This window comes from Bradyrhizobium sp. F1.13.3, from assembly GCF_040548265.1.
Classification (GTDB): Bacteria; Pseudomonadota; Alphaproteobacteria; order Rhizobiales; family Xanthobacteraceae; genus Bradyrhizobium.
The window spans coordinates 25,654-44,049 of record NZ_JBEPRI010000015.1 but is presented as its reverse complement, the minus strand read 5'-3'; the positions used below and the strand labels follow the sequence as shown (position 1 = coordinate 44,049).

At 61.4% G+C, this 18,396-nt stretch carries 15 protein-coding genes and 2 pseudogenes; 4 read left to right on the top strand and 13 right to left on the bottom strand.

The window, feature by feature from the left end; all coding sequences use genetic code 11:
* Nucleotides 1–109: 109 nt before the first annotated feature.
* The 5 genes and pseudogenes from ABIB66_RS32215 to ABIB66_RS32200 all read right to left on the bottom strand — a co-directional run.
* A pseudogene (locus ABIB66_RS32215) lies at nucleotides 110–730 on the bottom strand (NADPH-dependent FMN reductase); the annotation flags it as partial.
* Nucleotides 731–1,081: 351 nt separating this feature from the next.
* Complete coding sequence (locus tag ABIB66_RS32210; protein WP_354214098.1) at nucleotides 1,082–2,098, bottom strand: bile acid:sodium symporter family protein; 1,017 nt, start codon at nucleotides 2,096–2,098, stop codon at nucleotides 1,082–1,084.
* Between the two features lie 590 nt (nucleotides 2,099–2,688).
* A pseudogene (locus tag ABIB66_RS43680) lies at nucleotides 2,689–2,981 on the bottom strand (hypothetical protein).
* 375 nt (nucleotides 2,982–3,356) lie between these two features.
* Entirely contained in the window at nucleotides 3,357–3,617 is a 261-nt protein-coding gene (locus tag ABIB66_RS32205) for a hypothetical protein (RefSeq protein ID WP_354218111.1), read from the bottom strand.
* A gap of 195 nt (nucleotides 3,618–3,812) precedes the next feature.
* Nucleotides 3,813–4,007 (bottom strand): hypothetical protein, encoded by a 195-nt coding sequence (locus ABIB66_RS32200; RefSeq protein ID WP_354211379.1) that lies wholly within the window; start codon nucleotides 4,005–4,007, stop codon nucleotides 3,813–3,815.
* 393 nt (nucleotides 4,008–4,400) lie between these two features.
* On the opposite strand from ABIB66_RS32200, the gene ABIB66_RS32195 reads away from it, so the two are divergent.
* Nucleotides 4,401–4,643, top strand: a complete 243-nt coding sequence (locus ABIB66_RS32195; RefSeq protein ID WP_354211378.1) for a hypothetical protein — start codon at nucleotides 4,401–4,403, stop codon at nucleotides 4,641–4,643.
* Nucleotides 4,644–4,907: 264 nt separating this feature from the next.
* On the opposite strand, the gene ABIB66_RS32190 is transcribed toward ABIB66_RS32195, so the two are convergent.
* The 5 genes from ABIB66_RS32190 to ABIB66_RS32170 form a co-directional block, all read right to left on the bottom strand.
* Nucleotides 4,908–5,522, bottom strand: a complete 615-nt coding sequence (locus ABIB66_RS32190) for a hypothetical protein (protein ID WP_354211377.1) — start codon at nucleotides 5,520–5,522, stop codon at nucleotides 4,908–4,910.
* A gap of 426 nt (nucleotides 5,523–5,948) precedes the next feature.
* Nucleotides 5,949–6,170, bottom strand: a complete 222-nt coding sequence (locus ABIB66_RS32185) for a hypothetical protein (protein WP_354211375.1) — start codon at nucleotides 6,168–6,170, stop codon at nucleotides 5,949–5,951.
* 185 nt (nucleotides 6,171–6,355) lie between these two features.
* The gene (locus ABIB66_RS32180; protein WP_354257007.1) at nucleotides 6,356–7,546 is read right to left on the bottom strand and encodes an efflux RND transporter periplasmic adaptor subunit; all 1,191 of its coding nucleotides are present in this window, start codon (nucleotides 7,544–7,546) and stop codon (nucleotides 6,356–6,358) included.
* Between the two features lie 71 nt (nucleotides 7,547–7,617).
* Entirely contained in the window at nucleotides 7,618–10,800 is a 3,183-nt protein-coding gene (locus ABIB66_RS32175) for an efflux RND transporter permease subunit (protein ID WP_354211371.1), read from the bottom strand.
* Between the two features lie 228 nt (nucleotides 10,801–11,028).
* Nucleotides 11,029–11,835: an RNA polymerase factor sigma-32 gene (locus tag ABIB66_RS32170; protein ID WP_502917432.1), complete on the bottom strand. Its 807-nt coding sequence runs from the start codon at nucleotides 11,833–11,835 to the stop codon at nucleotides 11,029–11,031.
* A gap of 330 nt (nucleotides 11,836–12,165) precedes the next feature.
* On the opposite strand from ABIB66_RS32170, the gene ABIB66_RS32165 reads away from it, so the two are divergent.
* A complete protein-coding gene (locus ABIB66_RS32165; protein WP_354211368.1) occupies nucleotides 12,166–12,603 on the top strand; it encodes a DUF305 domain-containing protein in 438 nt (145 codons plus the stop codon).
* 58 nt (nucleotides 12,604–12,661) lie between these two features.
* Nucleotides 12,662–13,339, top strand: coding sequence for a helix-turn-helix transcriptional regulator (locus ABIB66_RS32160; RefSeq protein ID WP_354211367.1), 678 nt, complete (start codon nucleotides 12,662–12,664; stop codon nucleotides 13,337–13,339).
* A gap of 117 nt (nucleotides 13,340–13,456) precedes the next feature.
* On the opposite strand, the gene ABIB66_RS32155 is transcribed toward ABIB66_RS32160, so the two are convergent.
* Genes ABIB66_RS32155 through ABIB66_RS32145 form a run of 3 tightly spaced genes read right to left on the bottom strand, consistent with a single transcriptional unit; the run spans nucleotide 13,457 to nucleotide 16,726 of the window.
* Nucleotides 13,457–13,864: a thioesterase family protein gene (locus ABIB66_RS32155; RefSeq protein WP_354211365.1), complete on the bottom strand. Its 408-nt coding sequence runs from the start codon at nucleotides 13,862–13,864 to the stop codon at nucleotides 13,457–13,459.
* A gap of 39 nt (nucleotides 13,865–13,903) precedes the next feature.
* Complete coding sequence (locus ABIB66_RS32150) at nucleotides 13,904–14,404, bottom strand: hypothetical protein (protein WP_354257004.1); 501 nt, start codon at nucleotides 14,402–14,404, stop codon at nucleotides 13,904–13,906.
* Nucleotides 14,405–14,410: 6 nt separating this feature from the next.
* Nucleotides 14,411–16,726 carry an FdhF/YdeP family oxidoreductase gene (locus ABIB66_RS32145; RefSeq protein ID WP_354211362.1) on the bottom strand — a complete coding sequence of 772 codons (2,316 nt, stop codon included), beginning with the start codon at nucleotides 16,724–16,726 and terminating at the stop codon, nucleotides 14,411–14,413.
* 239 nt (nucleotides 16,727–16,965) lie between these two features.
* On the opposite strand from ABIB66_RS32145, the gene ABIB66_RS32140 reads away from it, so the two are divergent.
* A complete protein-coding gene (locus ABIB66_RS32140) occupies nucleotides 16,966–18,213 on the top strand; it encodes a cupin domain-containing protein (RefSeq protein ID WP_354257001.1) in 1,248 nt (415 codons plus the stop codon).
* The last annotated feature ends 183 nt before the right edge of the window (nucleotides 18,214–18,396 follow it).

Genomic DNA, 18,396 nt, shown 5'->3' with positions numbered 1-18,396 from the left:
ATCCAGCACGGACGTCAATTTGATGTCGTAGCGATCGGCAGCGGTGTGTTTCGGCGCGGGGTCTCGACCATGATCGGCGTGGGGGGTCCCGTCATCCCATTTAGCGAAATCAATGGCTTGAAGGGGTCCCGACGGCGCCGATGGGGGTCTCTATTCGATCAGCATTCACAGTCAAATCCCCGCGCTCAATCAGCTCGATGGTCGACGAAACCTCAACTCCCGACGAAGAAAGAAGGTGGCACAGAGCGAGCAGCGCCGGGTCAGAGACAACCGTCGAGATGATCGATCGGATATTTTTGGTGTTGTTCTTGTCGTCCACGATCGCCTGCGCCACGGCGTACACGGTGCGTTTTGCATCGTCGTCCACCGGCACCTCGACGACATATTGCACGAACCCCGCGTCCTTTCGCTTCGCTCGGTATTTGCGCTTAAAGCAACTCAAAGAGCGGGTGTTGACGTCGTGCCTCATTGAGCCTTTCCGGCGAAATTCCAAAATACGGCAGCGGCGCCCGGTCATAGATGCCCCGGCGCAACGTCTCTCCGAGGCGTTTATTGTATCCTGGACGCGTTGGCCCCAGCCGGCATATTCGGCGGCCAGCATCTTCAAGTCTCCCGACGATCCCGGCATGCCGTGGTTGTATTCCGGTGTGGCGATGATCAGTCCGGCGCTGTACGCCACCGCATTCCGAAACTGCCGCACCTCGAGGGGAGCATGATTTCCATCCTCATCCTCGTTGTAGAGTGAAGCCCCGGACTCAAGATCTCGAGACTTGTCTTGCTTGGAAGGCTATCGCGCAGACCGGCGAGGGTTGCGCGCGAAAAGATCCCTTGCGGAGGCTACCAGGTAGCCCAACAAGACGGGTCGGGACTGCAGACGTCATACGATCTCCATCGCGCGGCGCTGATCGGTCACATCGGCAATCGTCCTTGCCGGAGTTTTCGATTGTGACCACCGCCTGAAGAAATAAGGCACGGGTCGCCGGCCTCCTTTTCAGTTTGCCCGAAACTGTCCAAGGGCCCAAAGACGCCGATCGGCCCTATCCCTTTCATCGGCAGGTGAAAACCGTCGGGAGGACTTTCGTCAGCGCATCACAACGGACCTGGCGTCGGCCGAGGCGGGCGCAGAGAGCTCTGCACGACGACCCCATCGCTGGGCCAGCGCGGCGCAGACCATCAGTTGAATCTGATGGAAGACCATGAGCGGGAGGATCACCGCCCCCACCCCATGGGAAGCAAAGATCACCTTGGCCATGGTAACTCCCTGGGACAGGCTCTTCTTCGAGCCACAGAAGATAATGGCCACTCGATCGGCACGATTGCAACCCAGCCATTTGCCGAGAAGTCCGGTCGTGATCAGGGCGGCGCCAAGAAGGATGCCGTCGGCAACGACCAATCCCGCGAGCGCAGCTGGCGGAACCTGATGCCACAACCCCTCGCTGACGGCCGCGCTGAAGGCGGAATAGACAATGAGCAAGATTGATCCCTGGTCGACCGCGCCGACAATGCCATCATGCCGCCCAATCCATCCGCCGATGAACGGCTGGAGCAGTTGCCCGCAGACAAACGGCACGAACAACTGCAACGTGATCTGCCCGATAGCGTCCCAGCCTGAGGCAGCTCCGCCGTCATTTGAGAGCAGGAGACCTGCCACGAGCGGCGTCACGAAGATGCCGATGATGCTTGAGGCCGAGGCACTGCAAAGCGCCGCAGGAACGTTACCCTTGGCGATGGCGGTGAACGCGATCGAGGATTGCACCGTGGACGGCAAGGTGCAGAGGAACAGGATGCCGGCGTAAAGCGTCGGCGTCGCAAGCGGAGACAGGATTGGCCTGAAGGCCAGGCCGAACAGCGGAAACAGCACAAATGTCGTCAGCAGCACTAGGGCATGCAGCCGCCAGTGACTTGCCGCCGCGATCACGGCTTCGCGCGACAGCTTTGCTCCATGCAGGAAGAACAGCAAGGCAATGGCGAGGTCGGTGAGGTGATCCACCACCAGCGCCGCCGTGCCGCGGCATGGCAGCTCGCTTGCCACGACGACGGTCGCGATCAACGCCAGGGTGAAATTCTCAGGCAGGAATCTAGGTCGAGACATGCTCATGATCTGTTAGCCAGAGCCGGGTTTGATCTGGCTCGATCGCGAAGTCAGCGCGCCTTTCGGGGCAGCGGAAACATGCCCCAGTGAGAACAACTGATCCATTCGTCAGGGCTGGTCGCGAACGCAGATGTCGATGTGATGGCGTTCATGGTCGTCTCCTTACATTGTACGCACGGCCTAGAAGTAGGGAGCGGCGAACCTGCCACCACTAAAACTCCATTTAAGCGCGCTTGCTGATAGGGCGACTATCGCGAGAGTAGAACTACCTTGGCGCGCGATGACACGATTTTCGTGTCTGGATCCGGCCCCGCCTGACCAGACCATCATGGCGCAGCGAGACCTCCGAAAACGGCGATGCGGCCGCCCGTTCGAGCAGCGCGCGCAATCTTGGGTGAAGACCTTCGCCGCGCGATGCCGCAAAGGCACTGAATTGATGAAAAAAGCACATTGCGAGAACTCCTAGGCTGTACGGCTGGCACCATTCGTCATGGGAGGCGTCGCGTCTCGGCCAGACCATCGCTCAACCGCGATCCGCGCTCATCGGCGGGGCGCCTGCCTCCGCAACGAGCTTCGAGACGTGGCGGCAGTTCTCGTTACCTGCGAACAGGAGGATTGGTGTTGCGCCAAGTGGGCACTGCGTTTGTTACGCCTACCGAAGGCCAGTTGTACGACCCCACCGACGGTGCGGTGACCGTTCTGACAGACGTTCCGGACGTCCCAAAGGTCCCAGACCGCGGTGTCGACTGCCCGGACGTCCCATAGGCAGCAGATTGCATTGTCGAGACATCGTGCCTCAAATGGTGTAGCTCTTCCCTTCCGCAGCGAGCGGCGCGACCGCGAGCCCCAAGGTTACGCAGGCGGCGGTCATGAAGTTGGTGGTCGTCATGATAAGGTCCTCTCTCGTAAGACATAGGCGACAACGCGCTTTTACCCGTCGACTAGCTCGCAGCACGAAGTACCCAACTAACGTCAGGCCTGCGACCAGGATGAACTGGCGTTGCCCAGCCAGCGCTCGGTGTCTTCATTGCTCCAGCCGGGGACGGCGAACCGTGGCGGGGCAGGCAAAGCCGCGCTTGGATTTGCCAGTCGATGTTTCTGCACGTGCAGACGCGCTGCCGGACGAATTGGACCGTGCGTTGCAGCGGAAGCAGTCGCACACGAAGCCAGCAAAAGACCAAACACTAATAGACAGCGCATTGAATCGCTCCGAGCATCTTCATTCAGCATCGGACGGGGGCACAGCCGGCGAACGGGCCGGGCTCTACGGGTCCATCCCAAGCGGTTGGCCGCCGAACTTGGACGGATCGTTGTAGCTCGGCGTATCGTCGTAATAGATCGGCGGTCGAGGGCCTGCATAGGCTCTGCTCGGGATGGCGAAGTCACCCAGTGACACGACCGGTCCATGATGAGCCACGGCGCGATGGCGTGCGTGCGTCTCATGGATGGGCGCCGCGCTTGCACAGGCGGTCGGCGAAATCAGAAAGGCTATCGTCAAGAGAGAACGCATCGAACTTTTCTCCATTGCTCACCTCCCGCAGGTAGGACGTGCCGCTCGTCATCCCAATCCGCGCAGTCGCGCGGCGTATCACGTTGCCGGCACGGCCCCGGGGCCCGGTACGGGAAGCCCACCGTTTGGTGAAGCGCGTCGCCGCGAGCTCACACCCAGCAGAACGAGAAGAGCGGGTATCATTAATTTAGCGTGGCGACATGCACGCGCTCAACATCCGCGACAGATCGAACCCTCCAGCATTTTTTCAACCCGCGCATCCTCCTTGTCGATGGCAGAATTCGTGCCGAGCAGCGGACCTTTCATGGCATGACCGATCGTCCCGGATGAGGGCAGCGCGGTGCCCAGCGAATTCGTGCCCGGCGCCGCAGCGCTCGTGCCGAGCGCGCCGCCACCCATCGACATATGCGATCCCATCGATCCCATGCCGCCTCGGGCGAATGCTGTGGTGGCGGAGAGGACGAGACAAAGCGCGACGCAAAGCGGGGACAACAGCCTCATGATTCATACTCCAGGCGTTGAGGTGACCTGAACTCGAAGTAGGCGTCAGGCACGCCCCCGCCAAGCACGATAGCGAGAGCGATCATGACAATGAATACAGATTCAACATCGGCGCATTCATAGCTCCAAGCGTATTTCGCCTTCTCGGGAGAGTGATCTGCGACGATGCACGGTCGCCGAGGGAAATGCCTACATCAGACACATCAAGAACATTTCGATTCGGGAAACGCGACGAGGCGAGCGGCAGTGATCGCGGTCCGCGAATTCTCCGCACGAATGAAACAATGGAGAATGAAGATGACGATGTTCAAGACACTGATTGCTGCGGCGTCGATCTCGACGGCGACAATCCCGTCTGCATTTGCGGCGTGGTCCTTCGCTGACCAGGAGCCAGCGGCGTACGCGTCGATGTATCCCAACCGCGACGTCCTGAACGGCGGCGCCCTGACGCCGGCAGGCAGGATGGGCCTCGAGCGGGCCGGCGGCGCGGCTCCCGTGTTCGCGGGCCGCAACGTCCCTATCGTGCCGAGATACCGCTGAGCGCAAGGCACCGCGAAGTGTCATATGGGGTGCTGCCGCAACCTGCGGCGCACCCTGTTTGCTATTCGAAATTACTGCATCAGATCCTCGAGCACTCACGATCCTGTAGCCACTCCATTTTGGGGTTACTGTCTCTCGACCAGTCGTCGCGATTTTCCATCGTGATCGAGCGCCCCGCATATGGACGCATCACCGGCGCTGTCGGCCCCCGGCTGCTTCGAGCCATCAATCTCCGCTCCCGAACGTGAATTGAATCTACAGGCCTCAGCGCTTACGTCCGATCTCGACAATCGAACGCCTGGGATTTTGAATGCGTACGCTCATCTGCGCAACGGCCGCCCTCCTGCTGAGCGGCAGCAGCTGCCTGGCGCAAGTCTCGACCATGGGAACGACCGCCATGGCCGTTCCGACAACACCGGGGGCGATCGTGTCGTCCCCGCTGGCAGGGCCAAGCCCGTTCACGAGCCTTTTCTCGGCCTCGACCATTCCCGGTGCGCCAGCAACCACGCTGGCTTCGCCCCCACTGGCACAAGACCCCACGCTTCCAGGAACAAGCGTGAATTGCGCGCCGACCGCGGTTGAGCTTTCGCCATCCGTGGCGAGCGTCACCGCCACGAGCAGCGGCGTTTCTGCGAGCCCCACCGTGGCGATGAGTGCAACGAGCCCGATGGGCGCAATGGGGACCATCACCGGCATGTCGGGGCTGGCTGCGCCGATGACCGCTACAAGCCTGCCGCCGACCTTGCCGGCGGCCATGCCCGTGACCATCGTCGGCACGGTCACTGGCAGCACGACAGGCACTGTTGCGCCGGCGCCTCCACTCGGCAGCTCGACTCCCGGAAGCTCGTGCACGTCGGCACCCGGAAGCACCTTCACCAATGCAGCGGCTCTGCCGGCGTCAACGCCTGATATCCCATCAACCCCTGCCCCGGGCACCATTCAACCGCCGGCGATCGACGCCGACACCGCCGACACCAGCATCAGCCCAGCGCCGAGCGTGATGCCCACCCCGAACACGAGCGCGTGCCCCGAAAGCATTTCGATGGACCTCGCTAATCCCGCTCCGGCCAGTCCCCTCACCAGCGGCACTGCTGCGGCCCCGGGAGCATCCCCGCCTGCTGGCTGCTAAGGCCATTCTTACGATGCTCGACAGCTCGGTCGACTGGGGCCAGTGGTCGGGGCTCGCTGGCGCCGTCCAGGAAGAGGAGGAAAGTCGGGCGCGACCTGAACATGTGGAGGCGGCAGGAGACGATCGCACCGGCGGCGGCGCAGTCGGCATGCGCCGCCTTCCCTCCTTTCTAGCCCTCAGCAAACCTGCGGATTGTCACCGTGATCGCAAATGCCGCCCGGCGGCTCCGAGGGCACGGCCTCATTGGCGCCAAAAGGTTTTGCAAACGGGCCGACGCTCGCGTGATGAGCGCGCTCCCTGATATGCCGCTGGTTCGCGTCAGCCTCGCGTGCATTGGCGGTCGTCGTGAACATCGCGGTCGCGATCAGTCCCGCCGACAAGATCTTCAACATCGTCATCAAACTTCTCCATTCAAAAGCAACGAAGGTTGCCTATGAAGAAGGTGCGGATCGATGCAGCGGAGGCGAATGCAAGACTTGCTCACAGGCGCTCAATGATTTGCGAGCCGCTTACGGTTCTCTAATCCGACGAACCAGGGGAACGGCACGTTGTCGATCGGAGCATCGTCGGATTTCGCCGGGAGTTAGCTCGTCTGCGGCCCGTGGGCCGAAACCCGGCTGCCCTCCGTCAGGTTCAGCATCGGGTTGAGAATCACCTGATCGCCGGGCTTCACGCCATCATGCACCTCGATCTGCGTGCCGAAATCGCGTGCGATCGAGATCTTCTGCATGTGAACGACGCCATTTTCAACGACCGCAACATGAAGGCCGTTCTCATCGAAGACAACGGCATCAGCCGGTATCATCAACGACGGCGTCTTGCGCGGAATGTACAGCTCGACGCTACAATAGATGCCCGGCTGAAGCGCACCACCGGGATTGGGCACGTCAATCTCTGTCAGCAGCGTGCGGCTCCCGGGCTGGAGCGCGGTGGCAATCCGCGTGACCTTTCCCGGAAACGCCCGCCCAGGTAGCTCTGGGACCCGGATGACCGCATCGACACCCGGCTGAACGCCTACCGCCTCGTCCTGCGGCACAAACATTTGTGTGCGGATCACGTCCGCATGCATCAACGCGAACAGGAATGTCGAACCGGCCTGCACAAGGCTGCCGTTGTCGATGTTGCGCTGGGTGATCACGCCGTCGAACGGCGCCACCACGCGCTGATAGGCCTTGTCCTGCTCCAGAACCCTGATTTGAGCTTGCTGAGCAGCGATGTTCGACTTCGCCACCGCCTCGGCCGCCTGCTGTGCGCGCAGCGTCAGACGGTCATTGTCGCCCTGCTGGGCGGTCAGCCATCCCTGCTTGACGAGACCGCTGTCGCGCGCGTTGGTGACCTCGGCGAGCTCACGGCTCGCTTGCGTCTGCTGAAGAGTTCCCTGAGTCTGCGCCAGGGTGGCCTGGGCCTGCGCGATCTGGTGGTCCAGCTCGGGCGCGACGATCTCGGCCAGGATCGCCCCCGCTTTCACCCGATCGCCGATATCGACGTAGCGCTTTTCGACGTAACCGCTGGTCCTCGCAAATATGTTGGCAGCCTCGAACGCTGCCGTCGTCGCCGGCAACGTAACGTCTATCTTGCTGTCCCCGGCGCGGACGATCGCGACGCGGACTTCCGGCACAAGCATACGCACTTGTTCGGACGTCGCCGCCAGCGCACGCTCGGCCTGATAGTGGCGCCAGCCACCCACAGCAAGCGCCCCGGCAAGCAAGAGCAGCGCCGCTGACCCGAACACGGCTGCTCCGGACTGTCGCTTGGGCCGGTGTTCGGCCCGCACCAGAGGCCTATCCCCATCGTCCGGAAGATCGAGGTCATGGAGCGTCCGGTCGGGCCGCACATCTATCTCAGTCATGCCTGCGTTTCCTCGAACACGCCATGCTGCGGCTTTCCGTCATTGCCCTTGCGCAGCATGGCAAACAGATAGGGGACGATGAGCAGGGTCGTCGGCGTCGCAAACAGCAGTCCACCGATCACGGCCCGCGCAAGTGCCGCGTTCTGCTCCTCGCCGGCACCGCCGATCGCCATCGGGATCATGCCGACGATCATCGCGGCAGCCGTCATCAGCACTGGCCGCATGCGGGTACGACCGGCGCTCAATGCCGCCTCAAGAGCGGAATGGCCCTTCAACTGCTGCTCGCGCGCAAACGTCACCAGCAGGATGGAGTTCGCCGATGCGACACCCACGGACATGATCGCGCCCATCAGCGATGGGACATTGAGCGTGGTCCCGGTGATGAACAGCATGGTCACGATGCCGCACAGAGTCGCGGGTAACGCAAGGATGACCACGAAGGGCTCGCCAAAGCTTTGGTAGTTGACGACCATCAGCAGATAGACGAGCACTGCCGCGAACACGAGGCCGGTGCCAAGATCCCGGAACGAGTCGTTCATGCTCTGAATCTGGCCCAGGACCTGGATGGTGTTGCCCGGCTTGAGTTGCCTTTCCAGATCGGCGGTGACCTTGCCGAGATCGGCTGCGACGCTGCCGAGATCGCGGCCCTGCACGCTGGCATAGACCTCGTAGACCGGCTGGACGTTGCTTTGATTGGCGTTGGTCGGCACTGTGTCGCGCTTGAACGTCGCGATGTTGCCGAGCATGCCCGGCACCGTCTGGCCACTCGCAGCGAGTGACGTGGACACAGGCGTATTGGCCAGCGCATTCAGCGAGCCGATCTTGTATTCCGGCGTCTGCACGGCGAGATAGTAGGGAATGCCCGAGCTCAGATCGGTCCAGAAATTCGGCGAAACCTGCACCGACGAGCTGAGACTGACATTGATGTTGGTCGCGACAGTGCTGGCGTTCAGGCCGAGCTGGGCGGCACGGGTCCTGTCGATATCCGCATAGAACGCCGGACCATCGATCTCCTGCTGGAGATGGGCATCCACGACGCCTGGAATGGCGGCCAGCCGCTTCTGGATCTTCTTGGCAATCGCCAGATTGTCTGCTCCATACCCGACGGTTCGAACGTCGATCTGCGCCGGCAGCCCGAAGTTCAGGATCTGCGTGACGATGTCGGCGGCCTGGAAATAGAACGTGTCCTCGGGGAACGAGGCCGGCATGACCTGACGCAGCTTCTTGATATACTCCGCAGTCGGCCTGTGGCCGTCCCGGAGCGAGACCAGAATGACTCCATCGTTGATACCGATGGTCGAGCCGTCGGCGAAGGCCAGATTATAGGCCCGCGCGGGCAGCCCGATATTGTCGACGATGAGCGAGCGATCCTTCTCTGGAATGACTTCGCGGATCTTGTCTTCGACCTTCTGGAATATGGCTTCGGTAGTCTCGATACGCGTTCCTGCCGGCGCGCGGACATGAAGCTGGATCTGGCCTCCGTCGATCAAGGGGAAGAAATCCCTTCCCACGAGGCTCAGCATCACTGAGCCCACGCCGAGCATCAGGATCGCAAGAATCGGCACGATGGCGCGGCGTCGAAGCAGCACGCCGAGAAGCCGGGAATAGCCCTCACGCAGCCGCTCGAAGTTGCGCTCGAAGGCGGCGGACAGGCGCGAGAATCGCCCGGCGGAGACTTCGCCGTGGACGTGCCGGCGTTCGCCCTTCAGCAGCAACCCAATCGTGATCGGCGTCAGTGTCCGCGACAATCCATAGGACGCAAGCATCGCAAATACGACGGCGAGCCCCAGCGGCGTAAACAGGTATTTGGCTGGCCCCTCGAGGAATACCACCGACGTGAATACGCAGCTGATGGCAAGGGTGGACACCAGTGTGGGGACCGCGATCTCCGCCGCCCCATGCAAGGTCGCGTCCGCGAGCGACATGCCCTCCTCTGTCCACAGCCGATGAGTGTTCTCGATCGTGACGGTTGAATCGTCGACCAGGATGCCGACCGCCAAAGCGAGGCCGCCCAGCGTCATCGTGTTCAGCGTTTCCCCGAGGAAGTAGAGCACGACAAGCGACGACAGGATCGCCAGCGGAATCGAAATCATCACCACCAGGGTGGAGCGCCACGAGCCCAGGAACAGGAGGATCATCAAGGCGGTCAACCCCGCCGCGATCGTCCCCTCCCGGAGCACGCCGTTCACCGAATTCGTGACGAAGACCGACTGGTCGAATAGCTCAGTTATATTCAGTCCGGGAGGCGCGGCAGCGCGAACGGCGGTCAGCGCCTTCTTCACACCGTTGACGACTGCCAGTGTGGAGGCGTTACCGTTCTTGATGATGCTGAGAAGGACCGAGCGACGACCGTTCTCGCGAACGATGTTCTGCTGCACCATCGAACCGTCGCGCACCTGGGCAACGTCCTTCAGCAGGATCGTGGCGCCGTTCGTGAACTTGACCGGAATCTTGTTGAGATCGTCGATGGTCGCCGGGGTCGCATTGGTGCGTACCGTGTACTGTATGTCTCCCATCTTTGCGGTGCCGGAGGGTAGCGTGAGATTCTGGGTGTTGACCGCGTTGACGATGTCCAGCGGCGTCAAACCTCGGGACAGGAGCTTGTCGGGATCGATGTCCACCATGATCTGGCGGTACTTTCCACCGGCCGGCGTCGGTAGGGTGACACCGGGAACGGGCGCAAGCTGCTGCCGGACACGATAGATGCCGAAGTCGTAGAGTTGCTGCTCGTTGAGATTGTCCGAATTCAGGCTGAGCTGCAGCACGGGAACGCTGGACGCATTGAACTGCACGACGATCGGCGGCTGGATGCCCGGCGGCATCAACGCACGAATGGAGTTGGTTGCCGAAACGATCTGCGCGATAGCCAGGTCGAGATTGACGTCGGGCTGGAAATAGATCTTCTGCACCGATAGACCGTTGAGGGTCTGAGACTCCATGTTCTTGATGCCGTTGACATTGGCGCTGATGGAATACTGGCTATAGGTACTGACGCGCTGCTCCATCTCCGGCGTGGATAGACCGGTGTACTGCCAGATGACCGTCACCACGGGGATCCGGATCTCCGGGAAGATGTCCGTCGGCATCGACCACAGCGCCGCACCGCCCAGAAACAGGATCAGTGCCGCTACCACGTAGAAGGTGTGCGGGAACCTCAGTGCAAATCGAACTATTCCCATCCTAGACCCCTGCGCCTCTGCCGGCTCTGAAAACGCGACGAGACATGAAGTCGCCAGGCAGCCCGCTCAACCAAGTTGGGGTTTTGGCGCCGCAACATGAAATGACGAAGCCATCGCGCGACTCCACCTTTTAGTCAGGCTTCGAGCAGCCGTGATCGGCTGCCGATTCCCGTTCACTTCGAGATGAGCATGCGCACACAGAGCTAGGCACGCGCATGACCGCGCGCTTCACGCAGCCATTGCCTCGCCGCCGGTCCTGGCCGCCAGTATCGTCGCGCGCTTGACTTTGGCGAACGCGCTTGCCTCGATCTGCCGCACCCGTTCGCTCGAGATCGATAGCTCGCAGCTGAGCTGCTCGAGTGTCAACGGTTGCTCTGCAAGCCGTCTCGCTTCGAACACGCGCCGCTCACGCCCCGTCAAGACCTCCAGTGCAACGCGCAGGGCCCTTGACCTGCGTGTCGCTTCGTCGTGCTCCACGACAATCTCCTCTGCGTCCGGAGACTCATCGACGAGCGTAGCTTCCCATTCCGCCGATCCATCGCCGTCACCAACCCGGGTATGCAGGGAAAGATCGCCACAGAGCCGGCTATCCATCTCAGTCACGTCGCGAACGGTCACCTCGAGCTTTTCCGCAATGACCTGCGCCATTTCGGGCGTCAGGGCTGCCGTCTCGCCCGCAAGCTTCCTTATTTCACCCCGCAGCCGGAAAAAGAGCTTCTTTTGCGCGGCCGTCGTGCCGATCTTCACCAGCGACCATGAGCGCAAGATGTATTCGTGGACGGTCGCTTTGATCCACCAGATCGCATAGCTCGAGAATCGAGCACCGTGTCCGGGTTCGAAACGTGAGGCGGCAATCACCAGCCCCAAATTGGCTTCCGCGATCAGGTCGGCGATCGGAAGACCGTATCCCTTGTAGCCTCGGGCCACCTTCGCAGCGAGACGGAGATGGCTCGTGACCAACTCGTCAGTCGCGCTTTTGTCGCGCCGCTCCTGCCAACGCCGCGCGAGCTGCTGCTCTCGGCTGCGCTCGAGCAAATCGAAGCGCTTGATGGCGGAGGAATAGGCGAGAATGCCGGCTGATTGCAGAGCTGGCACTCCGGTGACATTGGCGGTGGCATTTTGAGCCTGCATTTCCTGCTCCTACGTTGAGTCCGGCACCTCGACTGTAGGAAGACCGCGGATGGGGCGGCCACTAAATTGGGCTTAAGAAATCTGAATTTGGATTTAACCGGCCGGCGGGCGTCTCGCTCGCCGGACCTTAAATCCAGTTTTAATTGAGCTGATCGATCCCCCTTGGCATCTTGTAGCGAGCAACACGCATTCGTTCGCTTGAGATGATCACAATAGCTTTCCAAGGAGTTCGATGTGCCCTTGTTTTCTCGCGGATTCGTACGCAGACGCGCGATCTCGCTGGCGACCAGCCTATCCGTCATGGCGACATCCTTTGCCCTCGCGCAGGATCCGAAGCACGGTTCTGAAGCCCACAGGGTGACGGACGCGGACGAGCAGCAGTTTCTGTTCGAGCTCGATCTTGCGATGAGCAACATGAACAGCAGCATGCTGATGACGCCGACGGACGACATCGACCGCGATATAGTCAACGTGATGTTCCCTCACCACCAGGGCGCGATCGGCTTGGAGCGTGCGGAGATCAAGTACAGCCGCAACGACGAACTTCGGCAGCTCGCGAGGCTAATGGTGAGCAAGCAAGAGGAGGAAATCTCCTCGCTGCATCACGCGCCGGCCGCCGCCGGCTTGAGGCCGTCGGCCGGCGCCGAGATCGCCTCGCACGCACCGAATTGACCGCATCTCGCCACATCGTGAAGACCTGACAGCATTCTCTATCCCGGAGCAACTCAAGATGTCCGTCCAGATCCACGATCCCCTTCGGCAGTTGTTCGCGCAGTCCACCCCAAGCGGAAACGAGGCCGGGCTTTCAGCTTCCATTGCAAGTGGTCACCTGTCGACTCCGCCGTCGGCCCACGCTGAGATGGGGTTCGGAGATGAAGTCGTTCAGTCGCTGATTGAGGCCCTAAACGTCGCTACGCACAACAATGATCGTCAATGTATGGAATCGCTTCGGCTCGCGATTGCGGTCAGGAAGTTTGGTCTGCGGACGGCCGCGGAGGGGACCGATTGGGTCTCTGTTCGCGGCCGCCATGTCCAGGGGCTGCAGAAATGGCGACTCAAACGCGTCATCGACTACATCGATGCCGCCATGTCCTCGAAGATCAACTCGCGTGATCTGGCTGCGGTCGCGGGCCTTAGCCGCATGCACTTCGCCTCTCAATTCCGCGTGGCTACAGGCCTGCGCCCGCACGAATTCCTGCTGCAGCGACGTATTCGGCGAGCCGCGGAGTTGATGCGGGACACCACGATGCCGATCATCGAGATCGCGCTCTCGGTCGGCTTCCAGACCCAAGCGCACTTTACGACCGTCTTCAAACAGTTCACGGGATGCACTCCCCGGAACTGGCGCTTCGGCAATCATCTGCTCCCGCGATCCGAGCTCGAGCAGTCCACCGCAGAGCTTTTGTGACGGCACTGGCTTATCTGCAGATATGAACCAGTCGACGGCAACCGAAGCGGTGCCGTCGATTTCGACACTGCCCGCCCTGCGAACTGAACGCTTTGCTGCCGGACAGCGGGCGGGGGGTCACGCCACGGCCTGTTGAACGCCGGACCTCTTCTCGAACTCAGGCACATTCACGATCCCTCGTCGGTGGGTTCCGGCACCTATCTTTCTAAGATCATTCCACGCCTCGATCTCGAAGAGGACGCTCTTTGCGTCAACGCTTTTGACACACGCAAGCGCGCGTACGCGACCACCGATGGGCGTGGCCGCCAGATGCCGGATGTCGACCGACATGCCGACGCTTACGTAGTCCGAAGGCAGAGCGGCTGCGATCGCGAGGCCCGCGGCCATTTCCATGTGCAGGATCATCATCGGGGTCGCATAAACCTGCGGCATGCCCGGAACGAAATGCCCGACCGTCATATCGGGAGTGACCACAATCGACACGGCAGCAGCCATTCCGATGGCTAGGTTTGTGCTCGGTTTCATCGTTTCAACTCCTCTGATCGCACTTCGCTGATTGAAGCTTCAGCCGTCGATCGACGGCGTCGCAATCGCACGCGCCGCTTCTTCAGACTGGAATGGATCAGTGAACAGCGGATGAGGCGCGAAGAGCAACGCGATCAGCAAGTGCGAAACGCCGTCTTCGTTGCCGGCGGCCGGCAACGCCAGCATCACACACTCCCAAATGCCGCCGCGAACGGCCCAGATCGCGCGTTCACCGGCCGGTGCCCTCGACATCATTGCCCTCACGCAGATCCGCCGCAGCTGACCGCGGCTCGGCTGTGGCAGCTCAGAGAGACGCCGGTTTCGCTGATTGCCCCCGCAAAGCATACCAATCTCTGCGCCCCATCTGGAGACGGCAAAATCGGCGCCATGGTCGACCACAGTGACTTCAGCGAGATTGGCCTCGAAGGCACCAAACTCGGCGAGATCGGTTCGCGCATCCGCGCGATCGTCGTAGCGTGTGATCCGACCGAGCCATTTCCCGAGGATCCAGACCGACGCCCTGTGCAGCTCATTTTGCATTGTGCTCTAATCCTGATGCGGGGACTCGTCCGTCACGTTGGCGCCGGCCCGCTCGATCCGGACCGGGATGCCCTTGGAAGACGGTGTGAAGCTGAGAGGATCGTGCGCATAGAGCGGCACCAGCGGATTTGTCTCGGGGTAATAGGCCGCGCAGCAGCCGTTCGGGAACGAGTATCCGACGACGCGGAAGTTGCGCACCCGCCGCTCTCGTCCGTCCGTCGACACGGTCACCAGATCGACGCGATCGCCGTCCGCGAGCCCGCGCCTCTCCAATTCGAACTGATTGAGAAACACGATGTCGCGTTGGCCATAAACGCCCCGATAACGATCGGACATCGAATAGAGCGTGGTGTTGTACTGATCATGGCTGCGGATTGTGCTCAGCCAGAGCGTCTCCGGATGATCGTCGTTCGGATCTTCGCCAACGCCGTCGAAGACCAGAAAATTGGCCTTGCCGCTCGACGTCGCCCAGATGCGCTCGCGCGCAGTCGAGACGAGATGGAAGCCGCCGGGCACGCGAATTCGCTCGTTGTAGGCCTGGAATATCGGAAGCACGACCTCGATCGCCTCGCGAATGCGATCATAGTCGGCGACGAAGCCGTCCCAATCGACGGCGGAGGATTGCCCTAGAGTGGCCCGGGCCATGCCGGCAACGATCGCGGGCTCACTCAACAAATGCTCGGAGGCAGGCTGATTGCGGCCGGCCGACGCATGAACCATCGACATAGAGTCCTCCACGGTGATGGACTGCGGCCCGGTCGCCTGGATGTCTATCTCCGTGCGGCCAAGGCAGGGGAGGATCAGGGCGTCGCGCCCATGGATCAGGTGACTACGATTGAGTTTTGTCGAGACGTGGACCGTAAGATCGAGCCCCCTGAGGGCATCCTGCGTAAGCTGCCAATCGGGAATTGCCGCAGCAAAGTTGCCGCCCATCGCAATGAACACCTTGGCGTCACCGCGAACCATCGCCTCGAGCGCCGTGACGACATTGTGGCCGTGGGCACGAGGTGGCTTGAAACCGAAGTGGAATTCCAGCCGATCGAGAAAGTCTTCGGAGGGCGTCTCGGTGATGCCAACAGTACGATCGCCCTGCACGTTCGAATGGCCGCGGACCGGGCAGATGCCTGCGCCCTCACGGCCGATATGGCCGCGCAGCAGGGCGAGATTGGCCAATTGCTGAACATTCTGCGCGCCGCGCCGATGCTGGGTGATGCCCATGCCATAGACGATGATCGCGCGCTCGGCTTTCATGTAGACTTGCGCGGCATATTTGATCTCCTCGCGACTGAGCCCCGAGTAACGCTCGATATCCGTCCAGGGCGTGGCGCTCAGGTCACTCACCAGTTCATCAAGGCCTCTGGTGTGATCACCGATGAAATCCCAGTCCAGAATGGCCTGCTCGCCTCTCTCCCGCGCCGCTGCGTCTTCATTGACCAGAACCTTCATGAGGCCCTTGATCACGGCGACGTCGCCGCCGACCCGCACCTGGTAGAGGCGCGAGCTGATCTGCGTCGAGCCCAACGTCGCCATCTCGATCGGGCTTTGCGGCGCCTGAAACCGTTCCAGCGCGCGCTCACGGAAGGGATTGAACGAGATGATCGAAGCCCCACGACGGGCGGCATCGCGCAGATTGGTCATCATGCGCGGGCTGTTGGTCCCGGGGTTCTGGCCAAAAATGAAGATGCAGTCTGCCTTGTCGAAATCCTCCAGCAGGACCGTCCCCTTGCCCACACCGATGGACTGGGGCAAGCCGACGCTCGTTGCCTCGTGGCACATGTTTGAGCAATCGGGGAAATTGTTGGTGCCGTATTCCCGCACGAAGAGCTGATAGAGAAAGGCGGCTTCGTTCGAGGTGCGGCCGGAGGTATAGAACTCCGCCATGTCAGGGTCGGGCAGCGCGTTCAGATGGCGACCGATGATCGAGAACGCCTCGCTCCAGCTCACCGGGAGGTAGCTGTCCGTTGCTCCATCATACGCCATCGGATGGGTGAGGCGGCCCACCATTTCGAGATCATAGTCACTCCAGGTGGCAAGTTCGGCCACCGGGTGTTCGGCGAAGAACTCCGGCGTGCAGCGCTTGGCAGTCGCTTCCCACGCCACCGCCTTGGCACCATTCTCGCAGAACTCGAATGACGAAGTGTGTTTCGGATCGGGCCAGGCGCACCCGGGACAGTCGAAGCCCGTGGGCTGATTAATGCGACGGAGCGTGTTCGCCCCCTTGATCGGAATCCGCTGCTCGATCAGGTGCTCGCTGAGGGCCTTGAGCGCACCCCACCCACCGGCCGGATGACGATAGGGGTGAATTTCTTTCCGTTCCGACATCGCGAGAGCCTCTGCGGGTATCGATGCAGAACAACTGCAATTTCGGCCGCTGACTTTCTTTCGAGAATGCCGCTTCATGCCAGCGCGACGGACCAGAAGGTCGGATCACGAAAACGTTGTAGTGCATTCTGGAAAAGTCGACGTCCTCTCCGGATTGGCTCATATCAACGCTTTCCCAACTGTAGCGAGAGAGACCGCGATCAACGGCTCTGCAGTGCAACCCTCCTGGAGATGCGATCATGATTTCGAGACGAAACTTGCTGGCGGCCTCGGCAATGGGCGCGGCGATGACGGTGTCCGCGGCAAAGGCCGGATCCTTCGGCAATCCGGACGAGCCGCCGCAGGGCGCCATCAACGCGAAGGGTCCGGGAAATCTCCTTGATCCCGGCCCGCAGAGTAAGGTTCTGGGCAATCAATTTCCCTCTGCGCAATCTCCCCCCGCGACGGATGTCGGCGGCATGCCGACACCGTGGGCCTCGTTCAACAACGCGCCGAAGCGGATCCAGAATGGCGGATGGGCGCGGGAGGTCACAGTTGCCGATTTTGCCATTTCCAAGGAGATCTCCGGCGTCAACATGCGCTTGACCGCCGGCGGCATCCGCGAGCTGCACTGGCACCAGGCTGCCGAGTGGGCCATCATGACTTATGGCACTTGCCGTGTGACGGTTCTCGACGCGCAGGGCCGCCCCTATGCTGCGGACGTCAAGGAGGGTGATCTCTGGTACTTCCCGCCGGGAGCGCCGCATTCACTGCAGGGCTTGGGCCCGGATGGATGCGAATTCGTAATCTGCTTCGATGACGGGCATGCCGATGAGTTCAATACCCTGCTCGTCACGGATTGGTTCGCGCATACACCGCCCGAGATCCTGGCCAAGAACTTCGGCGTCCCGGCAGAAACATTTTCGAGGACCCCGCTGCACAATCTTTGGATATTCCAGGGCACCGTGCCCGGTGACCTCGCCGGCGACCGGGCCGCGATTCAGAAGGAGGCCCCCGTCCCCACCCATCCCTTCATCTTCCCGCTCGGATCCTCCCGTCCGTTCAGATCGTCCGATACTGGAACCATCCAAATCGCCGACAGCAGCAATTTCAAGGTTTCGACCGCAGTGGCGGCCGCGCTGGTCACAGTTCGTCCCGGTGGCATCAGGGAGATGCACTGGCACCCCAATGCGGATGAGTGGCAGTATTACATCAAGGGCAAGGCGCGGATGACCGTCTTCGATACTGGTCCGAACGCATTGACGATGGACTTCAATGCCGGCGACATCGGCTATGTCAGGCGGAACCTCGGCCATTATGTCGAGAACGTCGGCGACACCGATCTGCAATTCATCGGCGTGTTTCGCGCGTCGCGTTACGAAGAAGTCTCTCTCTCCAACTGGCTCACGCACACGCCGCCGAAACTCGTGGCGCAGCATCTCAATATCGACGAACGCACGATCGCAGGTTGGCCCGACAATGCGCCGGGCGTGATGGCGAAGCGATAAACCCAACTCCTCGCTCGATTGAACGTGCGAAAGGTCGTCGATCAGCCAACTCTGATCGATGGTTTTCTCGTGGCCGGCCGTTTCGCTTTCAGAGCGCGTGCCGGAGCATGCCGACGACGCGATGTCGCCAAATCGCCCTCACGTCCTCGAAGATTTGGCGATCTGACTCAGCTCTTCCGTACG

Excerpts from the sequence above, each read along its gene's own strand:
- ABIB66_RS32145 (WP_354211362.1), bottom strand. The coding sequence starts at position 16,726 with ATGTCGGAACGGAAAGAAATTCACCCCTATCGTCATCCGGCCGGTGGG.
- ABIB66_RS32155 (WP_354211365.1), bottom strand. The coding sequence starts at position 13,864 with ATGAAACCGAGCACAAACCTAGCCATCGGAATGGCTGCTGCCGTGTCG.
- ABIB66_RS32175 (WP_354211371.1), bottom strand. The coding sequence starts at position 10,800 with ATGGGAATAGTTCGATTTGCACTGAGGTTCCCGCACACCTTCTACGTG.
- ABIB66_RS32200 (WP_354211379.1), bottom strand. The coding sequence starts at position 4,007 with ATGTCGATGGGTGGCGGCGCGCTCGGCACGAGCGCTGCGGCGCCGGGC.
- ABIB66_RS32160 (WP_354211367.1), top strand. The coding sequence starts at position 12,662 with ATGTCCGTCCAGATCCACGATCCCCTTCGGCAGTTGTTCGCGCAGTCC.
- ABIB66_RS32140 (WP_354257001.1), top strand. The coding sequence starts at position 16,966 with ATGATTTCGAGACGAAACTTGCTGGCGGCCTCGGCAATGGGCGCGGCG.
- ABIB66_RS32205 (WP_354218111.1), bottom strand. The coding sequence starts at position 3,617 with ATGGAGAAAAGTTCGATGCGTTCTCTCTTGACGATAGCCTTTCTGATT.
- ABIB66_RS32210 (WP_354214098.1), bottom strand. The coding sequence starts at position 2,098 with ATGAGCATGTCTCGACCTAGATTCCTGCCTGAGAATTTCACCCTGGCG.
- ABIB66_RS32195 (WP_354211378.1), top strand. The coding sequence starts at position 4,401 with ATGACGATGTTCAAGACACTGATTGCTGCGGCGTCGATCTCGACGGCG.
- ABIB66_RS32185 (WP_354211375.1), bottom strand. The coding sequence starts at position 6,170 with ATGACGATGTTGAAGATCTTGTCGGCGGGACTGATCGCGACCGCGATG.
- ABIB66_RS32150 (WP_354257004.1), bottom strand. The coding sequence starts at position 14,404 with ATGCAAAATGAGCTGCACAGGGCGTCGGTCTGGATCCTCGGGAAATGG.